This is a genomic window from Brevibacterium sp. GP-SGM9 (genome assembly GCF_047300845.1).
Classification (GTDB): domain Bacteria; phylum Actinomycetota; class Actinomycetes; order Actinomycetales; family Brevibacteriaceae; genus Brevibacterium.
On sequence record NZ_CP178563.1, the window covers coordinates 2,308,069 to 2,324,992 of the forward strand.

Below are 16,924 nucleotides of genomic sequence, written 5' to 3' on the forward strand. Positions count from 1 at the left end.
GCAGCTCGCAGGTGTCTCGTCTACGCTCGCCAGCGTCGCGTCTACTCCTTCGCAACCAAGGTGAGCACGTCGTACTTCGCCACGGGCTCCTCGTTCTGGTTGACCACCTCGGCGTCCCAGCGGACCTCGCCGTATTCGTCGGTCTCACGCGGGGTGATGCGCTTGGCCGTGAGCGTCACCTTGAGCGAATCCCCCGGTGAGACCGGGGTGATGAAGGTCAGGCCTTCGAGGCCGTAGTTCGCGAGCACCGGGCCCGGGTCCGGCTGGACGAAGAGACCGGCGGCGAAGGACACGATGAGGTAGCCGTGGGCGACCCGACCGGGGAAGAACGGATTCGCGGCCGCCGCCTCCTCGTCGGTGTGGGCGTAGAAGGTGTCCCCGGTGAACTCCGCGAAATGCGCGATGTCCTCGAGGCTGACCTCCCGCCACTCGGATTCGAGGGCGTCGCCGATCCGCAGATCCGCCAGGGATCTTGTGAAGGGATGCGCACCGAGGCGGCGCTCGGCCCCCGCGACCCATTCCCCGCCGATGGCGGTGAGCATGTCCGGGGAGGCCTGGATCGCGGTGCGCTGCATGAAGTGTTCGACGCCGCGCAGTCCGCCCATCTCCTCGCCGCCGCCGGCTCGACCGGGGCCGCCGTGGATGAGGGTGGGCAGGGGCGAGCCGTGTCCGGTCGACTCCTCGGCGTCGTCGCGGTCGAGGACGAGGATGCGGCCGTGCCAAGGGGCGACCTGACGGACGAATTCGGCGGCGAACTCCGCGTCGTGGGTGACGACCGAGCCGACGAGGGAGCCGCGTCCGCGAGCGGCAAGTCGGACGGCCTCCTCAGTGGTCGAATAGGTGATGAGCGAGGTCACCGGGCCGAAGGCCTCGATGTCATGGACGGCATCGGACCAGGCATCGTCGGCCTGGAGGACCGTGCCGGCGACATAGGCACCGCCCAGCTCGGCGGCCAGCCTGTCGGATTCCTCCCGCCCTCCGGCCAGCAGGTGCGCTCCCCCGGCGATGATCTCGTCGATCGCGTCGAGGACGTCGGTTCGCTGCTTGTCCGAGACGACGGGGCCCAGACGCGTGGACTTCTCGCGCGGGTCGCCGACCGTCTGCGTGGCGAGCTTCGCGGTGATGGCCTCCCCGACCGCCTCGGCATGGGCAACGGGTACGAAGGTGCGGCGGATCGCGGTGCACTTCTGACCGGCCTTGACGGTCATCTCGGCGACGACGCCGGAGACGAAGAGGTCGAACTCCTCGGTACCCGGGCCGGAATCGGGACCAAGCAGGGAGAAGTTGAGCGAGTCCGCCTCGGCGAAGAAGCGGGTGCCGCGGTCACGCACACAGTCGAGGTCGCCGAGGCGGCGCGCCGTGGCCGCGGATCCGGTGAAGGCGATCGCGTCCTGTTCGGCCAGGTGGTCGAAGAGCGGGGTGACATCGCCGCACACGAGCTGGATGGAGCCGGCGGGCAGGAGGCCGGAGTCGATCATGTCGGCGACGACTGCGCGGGTCAGGTGTGCGGTGTCGGTGGCGGGTTTGACGACGACGGGGACGCCGGCTGTGAACATCGGCCCGAACTTCTCGAGCATGCCCCAAACGGGGAAGTTGAAGGCGTTGATCTGGAGTGCCAGACCCTGCCGGGAGGTCAGGATGTGGCGGCCGAGGAAGGTGCCGTTCTTCGACAGGCGTTCGACTCCCCCGTCGAGGTGGACGGTCGAGTTCGGCATCTGGCGGCGGGCGACGCCGGAGTAGGTGAAGAGCGTGCCGATGCCGCCTTCGATGTCGACGAATCCGTCGCGCTTGGTGGTGCCGGTGGAGAACGAGAGCTCGTGGTAGTCCTTGGCGCGCTCCATGAGGTGGGCGCCGAGCTTCTTGAGGATCACACCGCGCTGGTGGAAGGTGAGCTTCTGCAGTTCGGGGATGCCCGTGGACCGTGCGTAGTCGTTCACGGCGGCGAAGTCGATGCCCGCCGAGGTGACGTGATGGGTCAGCGTCCCGTTCGTCGCGTCGTGCACGGGACGGGCATCGAGCGCATCCGGGTTCGGGGTGTGCCAGGCTCCGGCCACATAGGAACTGAGAATCTCGGTCATGGTTGGTCTCCCCTTGTCGCACGGTTGGACGCGCGGATGCCCGCACGACCACTGACGTTGCGCGGCGGCCGAATTCGGCACCGCTGCCGATCTCTGAACAATATACTAACCAATCGGTCGGTTATTGTCATCGGCATTGCGCGCGGTCGGGCGATCACCGCCGCACTCCACGTTGGGGCACCCCTCCCGACAAGCCGCCCATCCCCCATGTGACACCGATCACCGACTGCACTATGATCGGGCACAATAACTGACCAAACAGTCACCATTGTCCGCGCGCAGCAGCTCAACGGAGAACACTGCGTTCCGGACCCGGGATTTCAACGGAGAGATCACCCATGTCCACTGCATCGCCCGCGGCACCTACGCCCACGTCGTCGATTACGCGCGAGGAACGCAAGGTCCTCGCCGGAACCCTCGTCGGCACCACCATCGAGTGGTACGACTTCTTCATCTACGCCCAGGCCGCCGGGCTCATCCTCTCGAGCCAGTACTTCGGGCCGCTCGCCGCGGACAACCCGGCACTCGGACAGATCATGGCGTGGGCGTCTCTGGGCATCTCCTTCCTCTTCCGCCCCTTGGGCGCGATCATCGCGGGCCACCTCGGCGACCGGATCGGGCGGAAGAAGATGCTCGTGCTCACCCTCATCCTCATGGGAGCCGCGACCTCGCTCATCGGCCTGCTGCCGACCTACGCCGCGATCGGCGTGGGCGCTCCGATCCTGCTCACACTGCTGCGGATCCTCCAGGGCTTCTCCGCCGGCGGTGAATGGGGCGGTGCGGCCCTGCTCTCCGTCGAGCACGCGCCCGTGAACAAGCGCGGCATCTTCGGCGCCTACCCGCAGATCGGCGTGCCGGTGGGCATGATCCTCGCCACCGGCGTCATCTGGATCCTCACCACGGTGCTGACGCCGGAGCAGTTCGCGAGCTTCGGGTGGAGGATCCCGTTCCTGTTCTCCGTCGTCCTCGTCTTCATCGGCTATTACATCCGCCGCCAGGTCGAGGAGTCCCCGGTCTTCGCCGAACTCGCCGAACGTCGCGCCGAATCCTCGGCACCGCTGGGCACCCTGTTCAAGAAGAACACGAAGGAGGTCATCCTCTCCGCGCTCATCTTCATCGGCAACAACGCCGTGGGCTACATGATCATCGCGTTCTTCGCCGCTTACGCCTCGCGCCCGCTCGCCGAGGGCGGAGCCGTCGGCCTCGACCGGGCACCCGTGCTCCTGGCCACGACCCTGGCGAGTTTCGGCTGGCTGGTCTTCACAATGTGGGGCGGAGCGCTCTCGGACCGGCTCGGACGGGTGCGCACCTTCCAGATCGGCTACATCCTCCTCATCCTCTGGCTGATCCCGACGTTCCTCATGATCGATACGGGCAGCATCTGGATGTACGGCATCGGCATCTTCGTCCTCACCGTCGGCATGGGCCTGTCCTATGGCCCGATGTCGGCGATGTACGCGGAGATGTTCCCGCCCCAGGTCCGCTATTCGGGAGTGTCCATCGGCTACGCCCTCGGAGCGATCCTCGGCGGGGCTTTCGCCCCGACCATCGCCGAGTCCCTGCTCGCCAGCACCGGCACATCCCTGTCGATCGCGATCTACATGATCATCGTGTGCATCATCTCGCTCATCGCCGTCAGCCTGGTCAAGGAGACGAAAGGCAATCCGCTGGGCGTCGTCGCACACCACTGAGCACCGTCATCACCGACGACCCCATCGACAACTCCGCCGAGGTGGCCGGAAGTTCCCGTGCCACCTCGGCACAGCGGGCACGTTTGCTAGCCTGAGCGCATGAGCGAACCAGCCCGGACGGAACCGACCCAGCTCACCTACCCCGACGTCGAGGCTGCCGCTGCGCGGATCGCCGGGCGCATCCGCCCGGTCACCGTCGCCTCGGCGCAGCCGGGTCCCCCCACCGAGGCGGCCACTCCGACCGGTGCGACGTGGAGTGCACCGCCGACCGGTGACCCGACGGCCTCCGGCCTGTACTTCGCCCTCGAGTTCATGCAGTACACGGGCACGTTCAAGGCCCGCGGCGCGCAGAACTTCATCCAGACCCACCTCGAGCAGGGCACGTTTCCCGAGGCGGGAGTAACGATCGCCTCGGGCGGCAATGCGGGGCTGGCCTGCGCATGGGCGGCCCGGGATGCTGGGGTCCGGGCAACGGTGTTCCTCCCGACCACCGCACCCGAGGTCAAGGTCGAGCGGCTGCGCTCCTACGGCGCCGAGGTGCGCCTGAGCGGTTCGGAGTACGCCGAGGCGGCCGCCGCCTGCCAGGAGTTCGTCGAGTCCTCGGGGGCTTTGGCTTCGCATGCCTATGACAATCCGCTCATCGCCGCCGGCGCGGGGACTCTCATGACCGAGATCCTCACCCAGGTGCCCGACCTCGACACGGTCGTCGTCTCCGTCGGCGGAGGAGGGCTCTTCGCGGGAGTCGCCACGGCGGCGACGTTCCATGGGGTCCGCACGGTGGCCGTGGAGCCTGCGAACTGCCGCGCGCTGGGTGCCGCGCTGGAGGCCGGAGAGCCCGTGGATGTGCCGGTCGATTCGGTGGCCGCGGACTCACTGGGCGCCCGCCGAGCCACGCCTCTGGCTCTGGCCGCTGCGCAGACCGATCTGGTCACCTCGGTGCTCGTCGACGATGAGCAGATCATCGCGGCGCGGCGTCACCTGTGGGACGGTCACCGACTGGCCGTCGAACATGCCGCGGCGACGGCCCTGGCGGGAGTCCACGGCTCGAAACCGTCTGCCGGATCGGGCGGCTACACTCCGGCGGAGGATGAGAAGGTGTGCGTCGTATTGTGCGGGGCGAACACCGGCCTCGGCGATCTCTGAGGGTCCGGCGCAGAGCGCCCACAGAACGCGCTGGCGTCAGTACCTCTGCGTGCGGTCCTTGTCTTTGGACCTGAGCATCTGCTTGATCAGCGCGAAGATGACCGCCGCGACGACGACGGCGATGATGGCCTTGACGAGGAACCAGGCGATCGAGAACGCGACGTTGACCACCCACCACGCGATGATGATGGCGATGATTGCGCCGATGACGCTCCAGACGGTACTCATCTTCATGCTTCAAGCCTAGGCCCCGGCGCAGACCCGCGCAATGACGCGGCCGCCCAACGTGCCCGACTCACACGAACCTCACACCGCCAGCGGCCGCTCACGGATCGCCCGCGCCGACCACCGGCCGTCGGTAAATCCGACCTCGATCGGGTGTTCGAAGGCGGCGCTGACCGCCGCGGTGGTGAGCACCTCGGCGATGGGACCTGCCGCGGTCAGCCGACCGTGTGAGATCAGGGCCGCATGCGAGGTCGACTCCGGGATCTCCTCGAGGTGATGGGTGACGAGCAGGGTCGCGAGTTCCGGCGCACTCTGTGACAGGGCGTCGATGGTCTCGAGCAGCTGTTCGCGGGCGGCCACGTCGAGGCCGGTGGTCGGTTCGTCGAAGAGCAGCAGTTCGGGGTCGGCGATGAGCGACCTGGCGACGAGGGCTCGGCCCCGCTCCCCTTGGGACAGGATCTTCCACCCGGCCTGCGTGCGGGCGGAAAGCCCCACCTCGGCGATGAGATCGTCGGCCTTCGCGAGCTCCACGTCGCTGGGCTCCCAGCGGAACGGGCGCTCGATGGTGCCGGTCAGTCCGGTCAGGACGACCTCCCGCACGGACAGGTTCGAGCGCAGGGGGTGACGCGGATTCACATGGCCGATGTGGCGGCGCAGCGCGGCCAGCTCGACCCGGCCCATCCGCTGCCCGAGGATGTCCACGGTCCCTGAGGTGGGGAAGACCTGCGCCGAAGCGAAGCTGAGGATCGTCGACTTCCCTGCCCCGTTCGGGCCGATGAGCACCCAGTGCTCGCCCGCGTCGATGCACAGGTCGATCCCGTGGAGGATCTTCGTCTCCCCACGCCGGAACGTCACCCCGTCCAGATCCAGGACTCTGTCACTCACGGTGCCCTCACTCGCCTCTCGCGTCTTCGGGATCCCACCTTCCGGTCGGATCGTCTCGATTCTAGATCCGAGCCACGCCGAGGCGGTCGTGCACCGGCCGAGCGATGTTCCACATCATGGATCCCCGGGAATCGTCGCCGGCGCCGTGGGGATGTCGATCTCATCGGCTGTGTCGGCGGCTCCCGCCTCGATCAGCGCCACCTCGACGTCGGGATCCTCGCTCAATCGTGCGGCCAGCACACATCCGGCAGAACCTGCTCCTACAACGATGTAGTCGTACATCTGTTCCTCACTTTCACTACTCTGTGTCCTTCGAGTGTGATGCCCGACACAGAGATGGGGCTTCGTGAGGAATCCCAGACTCCACGGCGACCGGTTGTGAGCCGACCACAAATCGCTCGAGGGCCCCGACCGGGACGCGATTCCACCGCGGTCTCTGTCGCGCGCCATAATGGAGGCATGCACGACGGCACCGGCCCCAACGACGAACACCGCATGCGGATGCGCGGCAAGATCCTGCGCAGGTCCGCCTCCTTCAACGTCGCCCACGCCGTCGACGACATCGAGCCCGGCACCGGCGCCCAGAGCATCCAACGCGCCCTTTCCCTGCTCAACCTCGTCGGGCTCATCGCCGGCGAGCGCCGAGGCGGGGCCGGGCTGTCCGAGATCGCCTCGATCAGCGGGCGCCCCAAGGCCAGCGTCCACCGCATGCTCCAGGCGCTGATCGCAATGGGCTATGTCGAACGCCTGGACGAGGGCGGGTACCGCCTCGGCGTGCAGTCTCAGATCCTCGGTCAGCTCGCCCAGAAGTCCGTGGATCCGCTGGTCACGGAGTCGGAGTCGGGCCTGCTGCGGCTGGCCGAGCTGAGCCGGGACACGGCGTTCCTGACCCTGCGCACCGGCAACTTCTCGATCTGCGCCCGCCGCGAGGAGGGGTTCGGGGACATCCTCAACAATGCTCTCTCCGTCGGCGATCGCCATCCGCTGGGCATCGGGGCCGGCAGCCTCGCGATCCTCTCGGAGCTCACCCCCGCCGAGGTGGACGCCCAGTTCGAGGCCAATGCCCAGCTGCTGACCGAGCGCTACCCGAAGGTCTCGGTGCCCCAGCTGCTCGACATCATCGACCAAGCCCGCAGCGACGGCTTCGTCCACAACCCCGGCCTGTTCGCGCAGGGCTCGTGGGCCGTCGGCGTGCCCCTGCGCATCCGCGGCACCCGTCCGCGCGCTGCCCTGTCGATCGCGAGCATCCCCGACCGGGTCACCGGAACCCGCGTCGAACGCCTCGTCGCGCTACTGCGCCGGGAGGCGAAGGCCATCGCCGAGGCTCTTGCCGAGCACCCGAATCCCTGAACCGGCATCGATCCCCTACCCAGCCGAGGCGGTCCCCCGCTGTGCGGCCACCGATTCCAGGATCTCGCCCATCCAGTCCACGGCCGCCGGGTTCACGCCCGACCGGGTGACGAAGGAGACCCGTCGACTGCCGAGGTCCTGCTTCGCCGGCCGCGACTCGACCTCGAAGTCCGCGTCGACGGCGGCTTCGGTGGTCAGGGCCGCACCGAGGCCCTCGGCGACGAGTCCGTGGATCATATAGAGGTCATCGCTGCGCATGAGCTCGCGCAGCGGCAGACCCAGCGACCGGTAGACCCGCCGGAGCACCCGCACCGAGGCTTCGGCCTCGTTCCGGCTGCACACCCAGGCGACGTCGCCCATGGTCGCAAGATCGAGCACCTCGTGGCGGGCGAGCTCCCCATCACGGGCGACCATCACCCGGTAGGGCTCCTCGAGCAGGGTGCGCAGCCGCAGTTCGGGGCCGAAGAACTCGGGCAGCTCGGGGGTGTCGTAGATGAGGCCGGCGTGGACCTCTCCGCGCTGGAGCAGCCGCACCACCTCGGTGGGTTCAGCCTCGACGACCTCGACGCGCACGGACCTGCGGGCCTGGAGTTCGGCGATCGCGGCGGGCAGCAGGCGTGAGCCGATCGAGGAGAAGCTGCCGATGCGCAGGGTGACCACCCCGGCGTCGCGCTGCGCGGTCACGAGCGCCTCGGCTCGGTCGATGCGCGCGATGACCGGTGCGATCTCCTCGGCGAAGGACTCCCCCAGAGGTGTCAGCCGGGCCCCGCCGCGGGAACGCTCGACGAGCTTGACCCGCAGGTGCGATTCGAGGGTGCGCAGATGATGGGTCACGGTCGGCACCCCATGGTCGAGCACCTCGGCGGCCCGATTGAGGCTCCCCGCCTCGCGGATGGCCAGGAGGACTCGGAACTGCTGCAGATTCATCATGACATAGCCACTATGTCACGGTGATCGAATTCCTGCTATAGCGTAGGTCAGTCGCACGTCCCTACTGTGGGTCATATGCGCACGATCAACCATTCTCAGACCTCCCCAGCCACCGCCGCCGGCCCGGTCGGACTCGACCAGAGCGCGGCGCCCTACGCCGACGCCATCCGCGCCCTCGGTGCCGAGGACTGGCAGCGCTTCCACGTCCCGGCACATCAGGGTTCTGCCGATCACGCCCCGGGCCTGGCCGATGTCGTCGGCGCCGAGGCCCTGCGCATCGACTTCCCGATGCTCTTCAGCGGCATCGATCAGGAGAACTGGCGGATGATCGATCATTCGCGTGAGACCCCGATCGTCCGTGCTCAGGCGCTGGCCGCCGAGGCCTGGGGAGCGGCCCGCACGTGGTTCATCACGAACGGCGCCTCGGGCGGCAATCACATCGCCACGACCGTCGTGCGGGGGCTAGGGCGCGAGTTCGTCCTCCAGCGCAGCGTCCATTCCTCCGTCATCGACGGCGTCATCCACGCGGAGCTGCGTCCCCACTTCCTCCACCCGCGGGTCGACGCCGGGCTCGGCTCCTCCCACGGGGTCACCCCCGCCCAGGTCGACTTCGCCCTGACCGAACATCCGGAGTCCGCGGCCGTCTACCTCGTGTCCCCGAGCTATTTCGGTGCGGTGGCCGATATCGCCGCCATCGCCGAGGTGGCCCACGCTCACGATGTTCCCCTCATCGTCGATGAGGCTTGGGGCTCCCACTTCGGCATGCACCCGGATCTGCCGGTCAACGCCGTGCGCTGCGGGGCCGACCTCGTCATCTCGAGCACCCACAAAGGGGCGGGTTCGCTGGCCCAGTCGGCGATGATCCACCTCGGGCACGGACCGCAGGCTCGGCGCATCGAGACCCTGGTCGACCGGGTGGTGAAGTCCTACCAGTCGACCTCATGCAGCTCCCTGCTCCTGGCGTCCCTCGACGAAGCCCGCCGGCATCTCGCCACCCACCCCCAGGCGATCGGTGAGACCCTGACCACGGCAGAGGAGCTGCGCACGCGGATCAGGGAGGATGCACGCTTCCGCGATGCCACTCCCGACATCCTCGGCGGGCACGATGCGATCGCGAACGACCCGTTCAAGGTCGTCATCGACACCCGCGGAGCCGGGATCACCGGCACCGACGCCCAATATCGGCTGATCCGGGACCACCGGATCTACTGCGAGCTCGCCACCCCCTCGGCGCTGCTCCTGCTCATCGGGGCCACATCCCCGGTCGATGTCGAGCGGTTCTGGACCGCACTGCAGTCCCTGCCGGTCTCCGAGTCCGAACCGGAGCGTCCGCTCGTCGTTCCCGGCAGCTGCGAGAAACGCATGGACATCGGCGAGGCCTATTTCGCCGAACCGACCACGGTGCCCTTCGCCGAGGCGGTCGGCCGAGTCTCAGCCGACGCCCTGGCCGCGTACCCGCCCGGGGTGCCCAATGTCCTCCCCGGTGAGGTGCTCAGCGCCGAGGTGGTGTCCTTCCTCCGGATGACCGCCGCAGCACCGTCGGGCTATGTCCGCGGTGCCGCGGATTCGGCGATGGACACCTTCCGGGTGGTGACGGAATAGGCGTCTCTCCGAGGTGACCTCACACGACGGACAGCCCCGAGGTCGCGAGCGGGATTCCGTTAGCGTGGAGGCATGGCCGATCACACACAGTCCTCGCCCACCATCACACTCAGCCCCGATGAGCTCGCCGAGCTCTGCGCCCGGGCGATCCGGACCGCCGGAGGGTCGGAGGCGATGGCCGCCAGCCTCGCCGCCGCGACCGTCTCGGCCGAGCGCCGCGGTAAATCACGGCTCGGCGTCGGCCACCTCGGCGACTTCCTCGAAGCTCTGGAAACCGGGCGGATCGACGGGGCCGCGGTGCCCATTCTCGACTCCCCCACTCCCGTCGTCCACCGCGTGGATGCCGGCCATGGCACGGCCCACCTCGCCTTCGACACTGTCTTTGAGACCCTCGTCGACTCGGCGAACCGCTTCGGCATCAGCCTGGCGGCGATCTCGCGCAGCTACACCGCCGGCGAGCTCGCCTGGTTCGTCCACCGGCTCGCCGAACGCGGACTCGTCGCCTGGGCGGGCTCGAATTCCCCGGCGCTGATGAGCCTGTTCGGCTCGACTGACGCGGCGACGGGGACGAACCCGCTCGCCTTCGCCGTCCCGCACCCGGATGGTCCGCGCCTGTTCGACCAAGCCAGCAGCGCCACGGCCTGGGTCAACGTCCGCGAGGCAGCCGAGCGCGACGAGGCGATCCCCGAGGATTGGGCGATCGATCCTCAGGGCGAGGCGACCACCGATGCCGCGGCCGGTCTGGCCGGCACCCTCCTGCCCTTCGGCGGGGTCAAGGGCAGCAACATCGCGATCATGGTCGAACTCCTCGCCACACTCGGCGGCGCCCGCTTCTCACTCGACGCGCCCTCGCACGCAGACGGTGATGAGAATCCGGGCATCGGGCTGACGATCATCGCCGTCGACCCGGAGGTCATCGACCCCGGCTACCGCGAGAGGGTCGCCGCCCACCTCGAGCGTCTGCGCACCGAACACGGCATCGACTTCGGTCGCAAACCCCTCGCCGAGGCGGTCGAGCTCTCCGCGGAGACCGTGACCGAACTCCGGCGTCGGGGGTCGGCGGCGGACTGAGCACGGTCGACAGCGGGACGACCCGCAACCTCGGCGAGGGTGAGCCTCAGCTCTCCAAGGCGGCCAGCGCCGTCCTGATCCGCTCGGTCGCGTCCGGGTCGGTCTCGGCCATCGGTCGCCGAGGTGCTCCGACGGGCAGGCCCCGCAGCTCGAGGCCTTTCTTCACCGACTGGATGAAGGGTTCCGAGATCATCGCGTCGATGACCGGGTAGAGGCGTCGCCATTCGTCCCGGGCACCGTGCAGGTCGCCGTCGGCGATCTTGCGCGAGACCGAGACGATCTCCGCGGGGACGACATTCGCAGCACCTGCGACCATTCCGGCCGCGCCTTCGACGAGACCGGAGTAGATGTAGCTGTCCCAGCCGATGAAGGTGCCGATGACGTCGTTGTGATGGTGGATGAGCCTGAGGGCCTGCTCCCAGTCCGCGCTCGAGTCCTTGATGTAGCGGATGTTCGCGACCTCTTCGGCGAGCTGGCGGACGGTGTCCGGGTCGAGGTTGATGCCGGTCGCGCCCGGAATGTTGTAGAGCATCACGTCGATGTCCACGGCGGCCGCGACGGTCTTGATGTAGTCGACGGTCTCGGCCAGTGTCAGCGGCTCGTAGTACGGTGTCACGATCATGAGGACATCGGCGCCGCAGCGCTGGGCGGCCAGGGAGTGCCGGATGGCCTCCTTCGTGGTCGTGGCTCCGGTCTGTGCGACAACGGGGACGCGGCCGGCGGCGCGGTCGATGACGAACTCGACCATGGACTGGCGCTCTTCGGCGGACATGGTCGCGAATTCGGCGGTCGATCCGCCGACGACGAGTCCGTCGACGCCGCCGTCGATGGACCGGTCGACGACTCGGCCGAGCGCGTCGAAGTCGATGTTCTCCTCGGCGTCGAAGGGGGTGGTCAGGGCGGTGAGGACACCGCTGAGGTTCTCGGTCATGGTTTCTCCTGTGCAGTCAGTGGGGGTTTCGAATCGCTGGAATCGTTGAGGTTCAGCCGTGCTTGGGCGGTTCGTCCTCGTTCGGGTGCTGGACGGGGTGGTGCTTGCGTGTCTGCCGGGCGGTGGCGAGGATGTTCGCCGCTTCCTGGGCCGCGGTGAAGCCGGAGCTGATCGCGGTCTCGGTGTAGAGCGTCCCGAGGTAGTCGCCGGCGAGGAAGACCCGACCGGAGAGGGTGTTGAGGGTCGGTTGGAGTTTGCCGCGACCCGGGAAGCAGTAGGGTGCCCCGGTGCGCCAGCGCTGGACCTGTGCTTCTTCGACCATGCCCGCGAAACCGGGCAGCACTTGGTCGAGGTCCTTGATGTAGGTGTCGAGGATGTCCGCATCGTCGAGGTCGAGCAGCTTCCTGGCGAGACTCGCCGGGGAGAAGGTCATGATGCTGCCGCCGGGCTGGCGTTCGGACTCCGTGCCGCGGACGATGTTGCCCTGGTTCATCACCACGTTGAATGAGCGCTTCGGGGTGGCGATGCCGTAGGCGGCGTCCCAGGGCTGCGGCTCGGTCTCGTTCGTGAGGAAGGCCGCAGACACGTAGGGGCCGTAGACGATCTTGGCCAGGGCCTCGCGCTTGTCCTCCTGCAGATCGACGGCGATCCGGTGAGCCACGGTCGCCGGGGTGGCCAGCACCACCGTGCGCGCCTCGACCTCGTGGTCGATGTCGTCCTGCCGGTAGCGGACGACCACGTGGTCCTTCTTGTGCACGATCTCGTGGACCTTCGCATCGAGCTGGATGTTCTCCTGCAGGGGCGCGGCGATCGCTTCGATGAGGTTCGACGGCCCGCCGCCGATGCTCCGGTTGAGTCCTTGGCCGATGTTCCAGGCCAGGCTGAAGTAGCCGATGCCCGCGCCCGCGGCGAGTTCGTCGGGGTCGGCGGCCGAGCGGGTGATGGTCGGGCGGAACATCGCCTCGGCGTCCTCGGAGAGGTCTCCGATGTAGTCGGCGAAGGACCGGTCGTTCTCGAAGTCGTAGATCCGCTGCTGGCGCATCTCCGCGCTCTCGTTCGGGCGCAGCCGCACCGCCTCGGCGTAGCGGAGGACATCGGCGCTGACCTTGACCCCGGCCTTGATCATCGATGCGCGGTCCTTGAGCGACATCGGAATGCGGAACGGGTAGCTCTGCACCGGGCCCTTGAGCAGCAGCTTTCCGTTCATCGAGATCGCCGACAGCGAGCCGGGGATGTCCGAGGCACGCGTCTGGGTCTCGGTGATGAGCGCATTCGTCGCGGTCTTGCCTCCGGCGAACATGTGCCCACCCCAGTTGAGGAAGTAGCGACCGCGGTTCTCTGACCGGATTCGCCCACCCACACGGTGCTGCGATTCGAGGAGGGTGATGTCCCAGTTGCGCAGTCTCCATGCTGCCGATAGTCCTGCGAGTCCTCCACCGACGATGACGGCATCTTTCATAGGGGGATACCCCCTCTCTCATACACGCCCGCACCCCTTCGCGCGGACTTCTGCAAGAAGCATAGGATGTGATCACATTTAATTGCAAGCGTTGAGCCGGAGTTTTTCTCAGAGATTTTCAGCGGAGGTCCACGACCGCCCGAATCACGCGGAATCAAGTCGAACCAGTTCGGCCGAAACCGACCGTGACCGCTCCTAGTCCTCCAGGACGCTGCGGATCCGACTCACCGCGTCGTCGAAGGAATCGCCGGTCACCCGGGCAGCACTCTCGGCATCGCCGGTGTCCACGGCGTCCATGAGGTGGCGCTGATGCTTGAGCAGCGGGTTGAGGTCGCCGGCTTCCATCTCACGCCTGGCACCGACGAGCTTGTATGCCCGGCACCGCAGCCACAGGGTGCGGATCGTCTCGACGAGGACGGGGTTGCCGGCCGCTGAGTAGATGGTTGCCAGCAGCTCCTCGTCGTGGTCGAGGTAGGCCGCCGGGTCGCCGTGGGCGAGAGACGACTCCATCGCAGAGAACTCCTCGTCGAGCCGCGCCCTGCCGACCTCGTCGAGTCGCTGCGCCCCCTGCACGGTGGCCTCGACCTCGAGGATCCGGCGCACCGAATAGATCTGCAGCAGCTCCTCGGCGGTGAAGGTCTTGACCACGGCTCCGCGGTGCGGGCTGGTCTCGACGAGCCCGACCTCCTCGAGGCGCGCGAGCGATTCGCGCACGGGCATGACGCTCGTGCCCAGCGCGGCCGCCAGCTGGCGGATCCGCAGGCGCTGTCCGCCGCGGTATTCGCCGTTGAGGATGCTGGCCTGCATGGCCTCGAACACCTGGTCGCCGATGCGCGGGCCGATTTCGGTCTCGGTCTGCGCCGAGGACTGGGTCGCCTGGGTCTCGCTCATGCTCGACAGTCTAATCTCGCCGAGGCGGTGCGAACCGCCGTTCGCCGCATCCCGGCCACCGTTCGCCGCACCTTCGCCCGCTGCGCAGCCTCATCACGGCACCACGACCACCGGGACCGGGGCATGCCGGATGATCTTCGCGGCGTTCGATCCGAGAAAGACCCGCGACTTCGGCCCGTCCGCCGAGGAGCCGAGGACGAGCACCTCGCCGACACCCCAGTCGAGGGCCGACAGCGCGGACTTCCAGTCCTTGCCGATTCCGACAGCCTCCTCGACCGGCGTCCCGGCCTCACCGATGTCGATCTCGTCGACGCCTTCGATCGCCGCGGCCTGGGCCGCCTTGACCCGCCGAACGTAGTCGGCGCGTCGGGAATTCTCCTCCACCCAAACGGGTTCCACGGTGCGGCCGCTGACTCCGAAGGTCGCGACTCGCAGCCGCGCCTCGACGGATTCGGAGAGCTCCGCGGTCTGCGCGAGGACCCGCTGGGAGCGCTCGTCACCGCGGAAGGAGCAGGTCACCCGCCCGATGACCGACCCCGGTGCGCTCTGGTAGCCCTTCGGCGCCAACGCCACCGGCACGGGAGACGAATGGAGCAGACGGTCAGAGGTTCCGCTCACGCGGATCCGACCACGCGCCCCCTCCGTGCCCGAGCCGAGGACGATCATCGAGGCGTCATGGTCGACCGCCTCGGCGATGAGTCCCTTGCCGCGTGACCGTGCCTGCACGGCCACAGCCTCGGTCTCGACATCGGGGCAGATGTCGGCCGCGGCGCGCTCCGCCTCGGCGACGGCCTTGCGTCCTCTCTCCCGGGACCAGGCGGCGAGTTGGAGATCGCTGCCGCTGGCGATGAACGACCGGCTCTGGGCGGGCACGATCGAGACGATGCGCACCGCCTCCCCGTTCGAGCGGGCGAGCGTCGCCGCCAGATGGAGTGCTGACCTGTCCCTCTTTCCGTAGGGGAACGCTGCGATGATCGTCATTTCCGACGGTCCTCCTCGTCGTGGTGATCGGTGGTGGTGTCGTTGTCGAAGCCGCGTCCCGAGGCCTCGGCTCCCAGCCGTGCCGCGACGACCCCCTCGGCGGGGTCCTCCCAGAAGTCGGCGTGCCTGATGCCCAGGCTGCTCGGGTCGAAGACGGGATTGAGTCCCAGCTTGCGCTGGCGGTCGAAGTCCTTGAGCGTGCGCAGCGCGATCCGGGAGAGCAGGATGAGCGCGGCGAAGTTGATGACGCCGAGGCTGGCGTAGCCCATGTCCCCGAGCGCCCAGACCGCGCCGGCGTCGACGATGCAGCTGATGAAGCACACGGCGAGGATCACGCATTCGAGGATGCGCAGGTAGACCCGGTTGCCTTCGCCGACGATGAAGGACAGGTTCGTATCGGCGATGAAGTAGAAGGCGACGATGGTCGTGATCGCGAACATCGCCACGGAGATCGCGATGAATGGGGAGCCGAAGCCTGTGGCCACGGTGTCGACGGCGGCCTGGGTGAAGTTCGTGCCCGCCTCGACCCCGGGCAGGTTGACCAGCAGCTCTCGGCCATCCTCGGTGATGACGTTGTACTGACCGGTCACGACCATCATCAGACCGGTGAGCATGCACACGGTCAGCGTGTCGATGTAGATCGAGAAGGTCTGCACGAGTCCCTGCTTGGCCGGGTGGCTGACCTCGGCGGCGCCCGCCGCATAGGTGCCCTCGCCGACGCCGGCGACATTCGAGAACAGGGCGCGGCGCACACCCCAGGAGATGGCCGCGCCGACGATGCCGCCGAAGACCTGGTCGGTGCCGAAGGCCGAGGAGATGATCAGCCCGAGGGCCCCGGGCAGCGCGGTGATGTTGACGATGAGCACGATGATCGCCCCGCCGATGTAGCCGACGGCCATGATCGGGACGATGACGTTGACGACCTTGATGATGCGTTCGCGCCCGCCCCAGATGATGAATCCGAGGACCGCTGTGACGGCGATTCCGGTGATCCAGCCGGGGATGCCGAAGGCGTATTCGAAGCTCACGGCGATGCTGTTGGACTGGATGCCCGGGGCGAGGATCGTGTAGAGGATGAGTGCGATGACCGCGGCGATGAGGCCCAGCCAGCGCTTCTGGAAGGCCTTGTAGAGGTAGTAGGGCACGCCGCCCTTGAGTTCGCTGCCGACCCGCTGCTTGTAGATCTGGGCGAGCGTCGATTCGACGAAGGCGGTTGCGCCTCCGCAGAAGGCCATCACCGCCATCCAGAACAGGGCTCCGGGTCCGCCCCAGCCGATGGCCGTGGCGACACCGGCGATGTTGCCGACGCCGACGCGGTTGCCGATCGTCAGCGCCAGTGCCTGGAACGGAGTGAGGCCGCCGGGGGCGACATCGCCGTCGCCCTTGAGTTCGCGCAGCATCTGCGGGAAGAGCCGGATCTGCAGCAGCCGGGTGCGGATCGTGAAGTAGACCCCCATGACGATGGCCAGCACGATGGTCGGTATCCACATCGCATTCGCGATGGTCTGCAGCTGTGTGGTGATGTCCAAGAGCACCGCTCCGTGTTCGTCGACTCCCACGCCGGTCCGCGCGGGTATTCAGTTCTCCCGAAGAGCGATTCGCTCATCATTCTTCGGAGATTCCATTGCATCGTACCCGAAAACGAGGTTAATGTGATCACATCCTGCGGAGGTCGTCCGAAAGACCC

15 protein-coding genes are annotated in these 16,924 nt (G+C 67.8%); 5 read left to right on the forward strand and 10 right to left on the reverse strand.

Annotated elements, in window-relative coordinates; all coding sequences use genetic code 11:
• Nucleotides 1-41: 41 nt before the first annotated feature.
• Nucleotides 42-2,078: a phenylacetic acid degradation bifunctional protein PaaZ gene (paaZ, locus tag ACH82I_RS10450; RefSeq protein WP_230745478.1), complete on the reverse strand. Its 2,037-nt coding sequence runs from the start codon at nt 2,076-2,078 to the stop codon at nt 42-44.
• Between the two features lie 338 nt (nt 2,079-2,416).
• Between paaZ and ACH82I_RS10455 the strand changes: the two genes are divergently transcribed.
• On the forward strand, nt 2,417-3,769 hold the full coding sequence (locus ACH82I_RS10455; RefSeq protein WP_230745484.1) for an MFS transporter: 1,353 nt from the start codon (nt 2,417-2,419) through the stop codon (nt 3,767-3,769).
• A gap of 99 nt (nt 3,770-3,868) precedes the next feature.
• Nucleotides 3,869-4,912, forward strand: a complete 1,044-nt coding sequence (locus tag ACH82I_RS10460; protein ID WP_413332418.1) for a threonine/serine dehydratase — start codon at nt 3,869-3,871, stop codon at nt 4,910-4,912.
• A gap of 36 nt (nt 4,913-4,948) precedes the next feature.
• On the opposite strand, the gene ACH82I_RS10465 is transcribed toward ACH82I_RS10460, so the two are convergent.
• The 3 genes from ACH82I_RS10465 to ACH82I_RS10475 all read right to left on the reverse strand — a co-directional run bounded on the left by ACH82I_RS10465 (nt 4,949) and on the right by ACH82I_RS10475 (nt 6,304).
• Nucleotides 4,949-5,146, reverse strand: coding sequence for a hypothetical protein (locus ACH82I_RS10465; RefSeq protein ID WP_230745491.1), 198 nt, complete (start codon nt 5,144-5,146; stop codon nt 4,949-4,951).
• Between the two features lie 72 nt (nt 5,147-5,218).
• Complete coding sequence (locus ACH82I_RS10470) at nt 5,219-6,022, reverse strand: ABC transporter ATP-binding protein (RefSeq protein ID WP_230745492.1); 804 nt, start codon at nt 6,020-6,022, stop codon at nt 5,219-5,221.
• Between the two features lie 114 nt (nt 6,023-6,136).
• Complete coding sequence (locus tag ACH82I_RS10475; protein ID WP_413332420.1) at nt 6,137-6,304, reverse strand: lycopene cyclase family protein; 168 nt, start codon at nt 6,302-6,304, stop codon at nt 6,137-6,139.
• A 177-nt stretch (nt 6,305-6,481) separates the two neighbouring features.
• On the opposite strand from ACH82I_RS10475, the gene ACH82I_RS10480 reads away from it, so the two are divergent.
• A complete protein-coding gene (locus tag ACH82I_RS10480) occupies nt 6,482-7,372 on the forward strand; it encodes an IclR family transcriptional regulator (RefSeq protein WP_413332422.1) in 891 nt (296 codons plus the stop codon).
• A gap of 15 nt (nt 7,373-7,387) precedes the next feature.
• On the opposite strand, the gene ACH82I_RS10485 is transcribed toward ACH82I_RS10480, so the two are convergent.
• Nucleotides 7,388-8,302, reverse strand: coding sequence for a LysR family transcriptional regulator (locus ACH82I_RS10485; protein ID WP_230745495.1), 915 nt, complete (start codon nt 8,300-8,302; stop codon nt 7,388-7,390).
• A gap of 75 nt (nt 8,303-8,377) precedes the next feature.
• Here ACH82I_RS10485 and ACH82I_RS10490 point away from each other — a divergent pair, with 75 nt between their 5' ends.
• Both ACH82I_RS10490 and ACH82I_RS10495 read left to right on the forward strand, forming a co-directional pair.
• The gene (locus ACH82I_RS10490; protein ID WP_413332424.1) at nt 8,378-9,904 is read left to right on the forward strand and encodes an aminotransferase class I/II-fold pyridoxal phosphate-dependent enzyme; all 1,527 of its coding nucleotides are present in this window, start codon (nt 8,378-8,380) and stop codon (nt 9,902-9,904) included.
• Between the two features lie 72 nt (nt 9,905-9,976).
• Nucleotides 9,977-10,975 (forward strand): Ldh family oxidoreductase, encoded by a 999-nt coding sequence (locus tag ACH82I_RS10495; protein ID WP_413332426.1) that lies wholly within the window; start codon nt 9,977-9,979, stop codon nt 10,973-10,975.
• Nucleotides 10,976-11,021: 46 nt separating this feature from the next.
• Here ACH82I_RS10495 and dapA read toward each other — a convergent pair whose 3' ends face one another.
• The 5 genes from dapA to ACH82I_RS10520 all read right to left on the reverse strand — a co-directional run bounded on the left by dapA (nt 11,022) and on the right by ACH82I_RS10520 (nt 16,766).
• Nucleotides 11,022-11,906: a 4-hydroxy-tetrahydrodipicolinate synthase gene (gene dapA, locus ACH82I_RS10500; protein ID WP_413332428.1), complete on the reverse strand. Its 885-nt coding sequence runs from the start codon at nt 11,904-11,906 to the stop codon at nt 11,022-11,024.
• A gap of 52 nt (nt 11,907-11,958) precedes the next feature.
• A complete protein-coding gene (locus ACH82I_RS10505) occupies nt 11,959-13,365 on the reverse strand; it encodes a flavin monoamine oxidase family protein (RefSeq protein WP_413332430.1) in 1,407 nt (468 codons plus the stop codon).
• A 195-nt stretch (nt 13,366-13,560) separates the two neighbouring features.
• The gene (locus tag ACH82I_RS10510) at nt 13,561-14,256 is read right to left on the reverse strand and encodes a GntR family transcriptional regulator (protein WP_413332431.1); all 696 of its coding nucleotides are present in this window, start codon (nt 14,254-14,256) and stop codon (nt 13,561-13,563) included.
• 93 nt (nt 14,257-14,349) lie between these two features.
• Nucleotides 14,350-15,237 (reverse strand): universal stress protein, encoded by an 888-nt coding sequence (locus tag ACH82I_RS10515; protein WP_413332433.1) that lies wholly within the window; start codon nt 15,235-15,237, stop codon nt 14,350-14,352.
• Complete coding sequence (locus tag ACH82I_RS10520) at nt 15,234-16,766, reverse strand: alanine/glycine:cation symporter family protein (protein ID WP_413332434.1); 1,533 nt, start codon at nt 16,764-16,766, stop codon at nt 15,234-15,236. Before ACH82I_RS10520 ends, ACH82I_RS10515 begins: the two co-directional genes overlap by 4 nt.
• Nucleotides 16,767-16,924 lie beyond the last annotated feature (158 nt).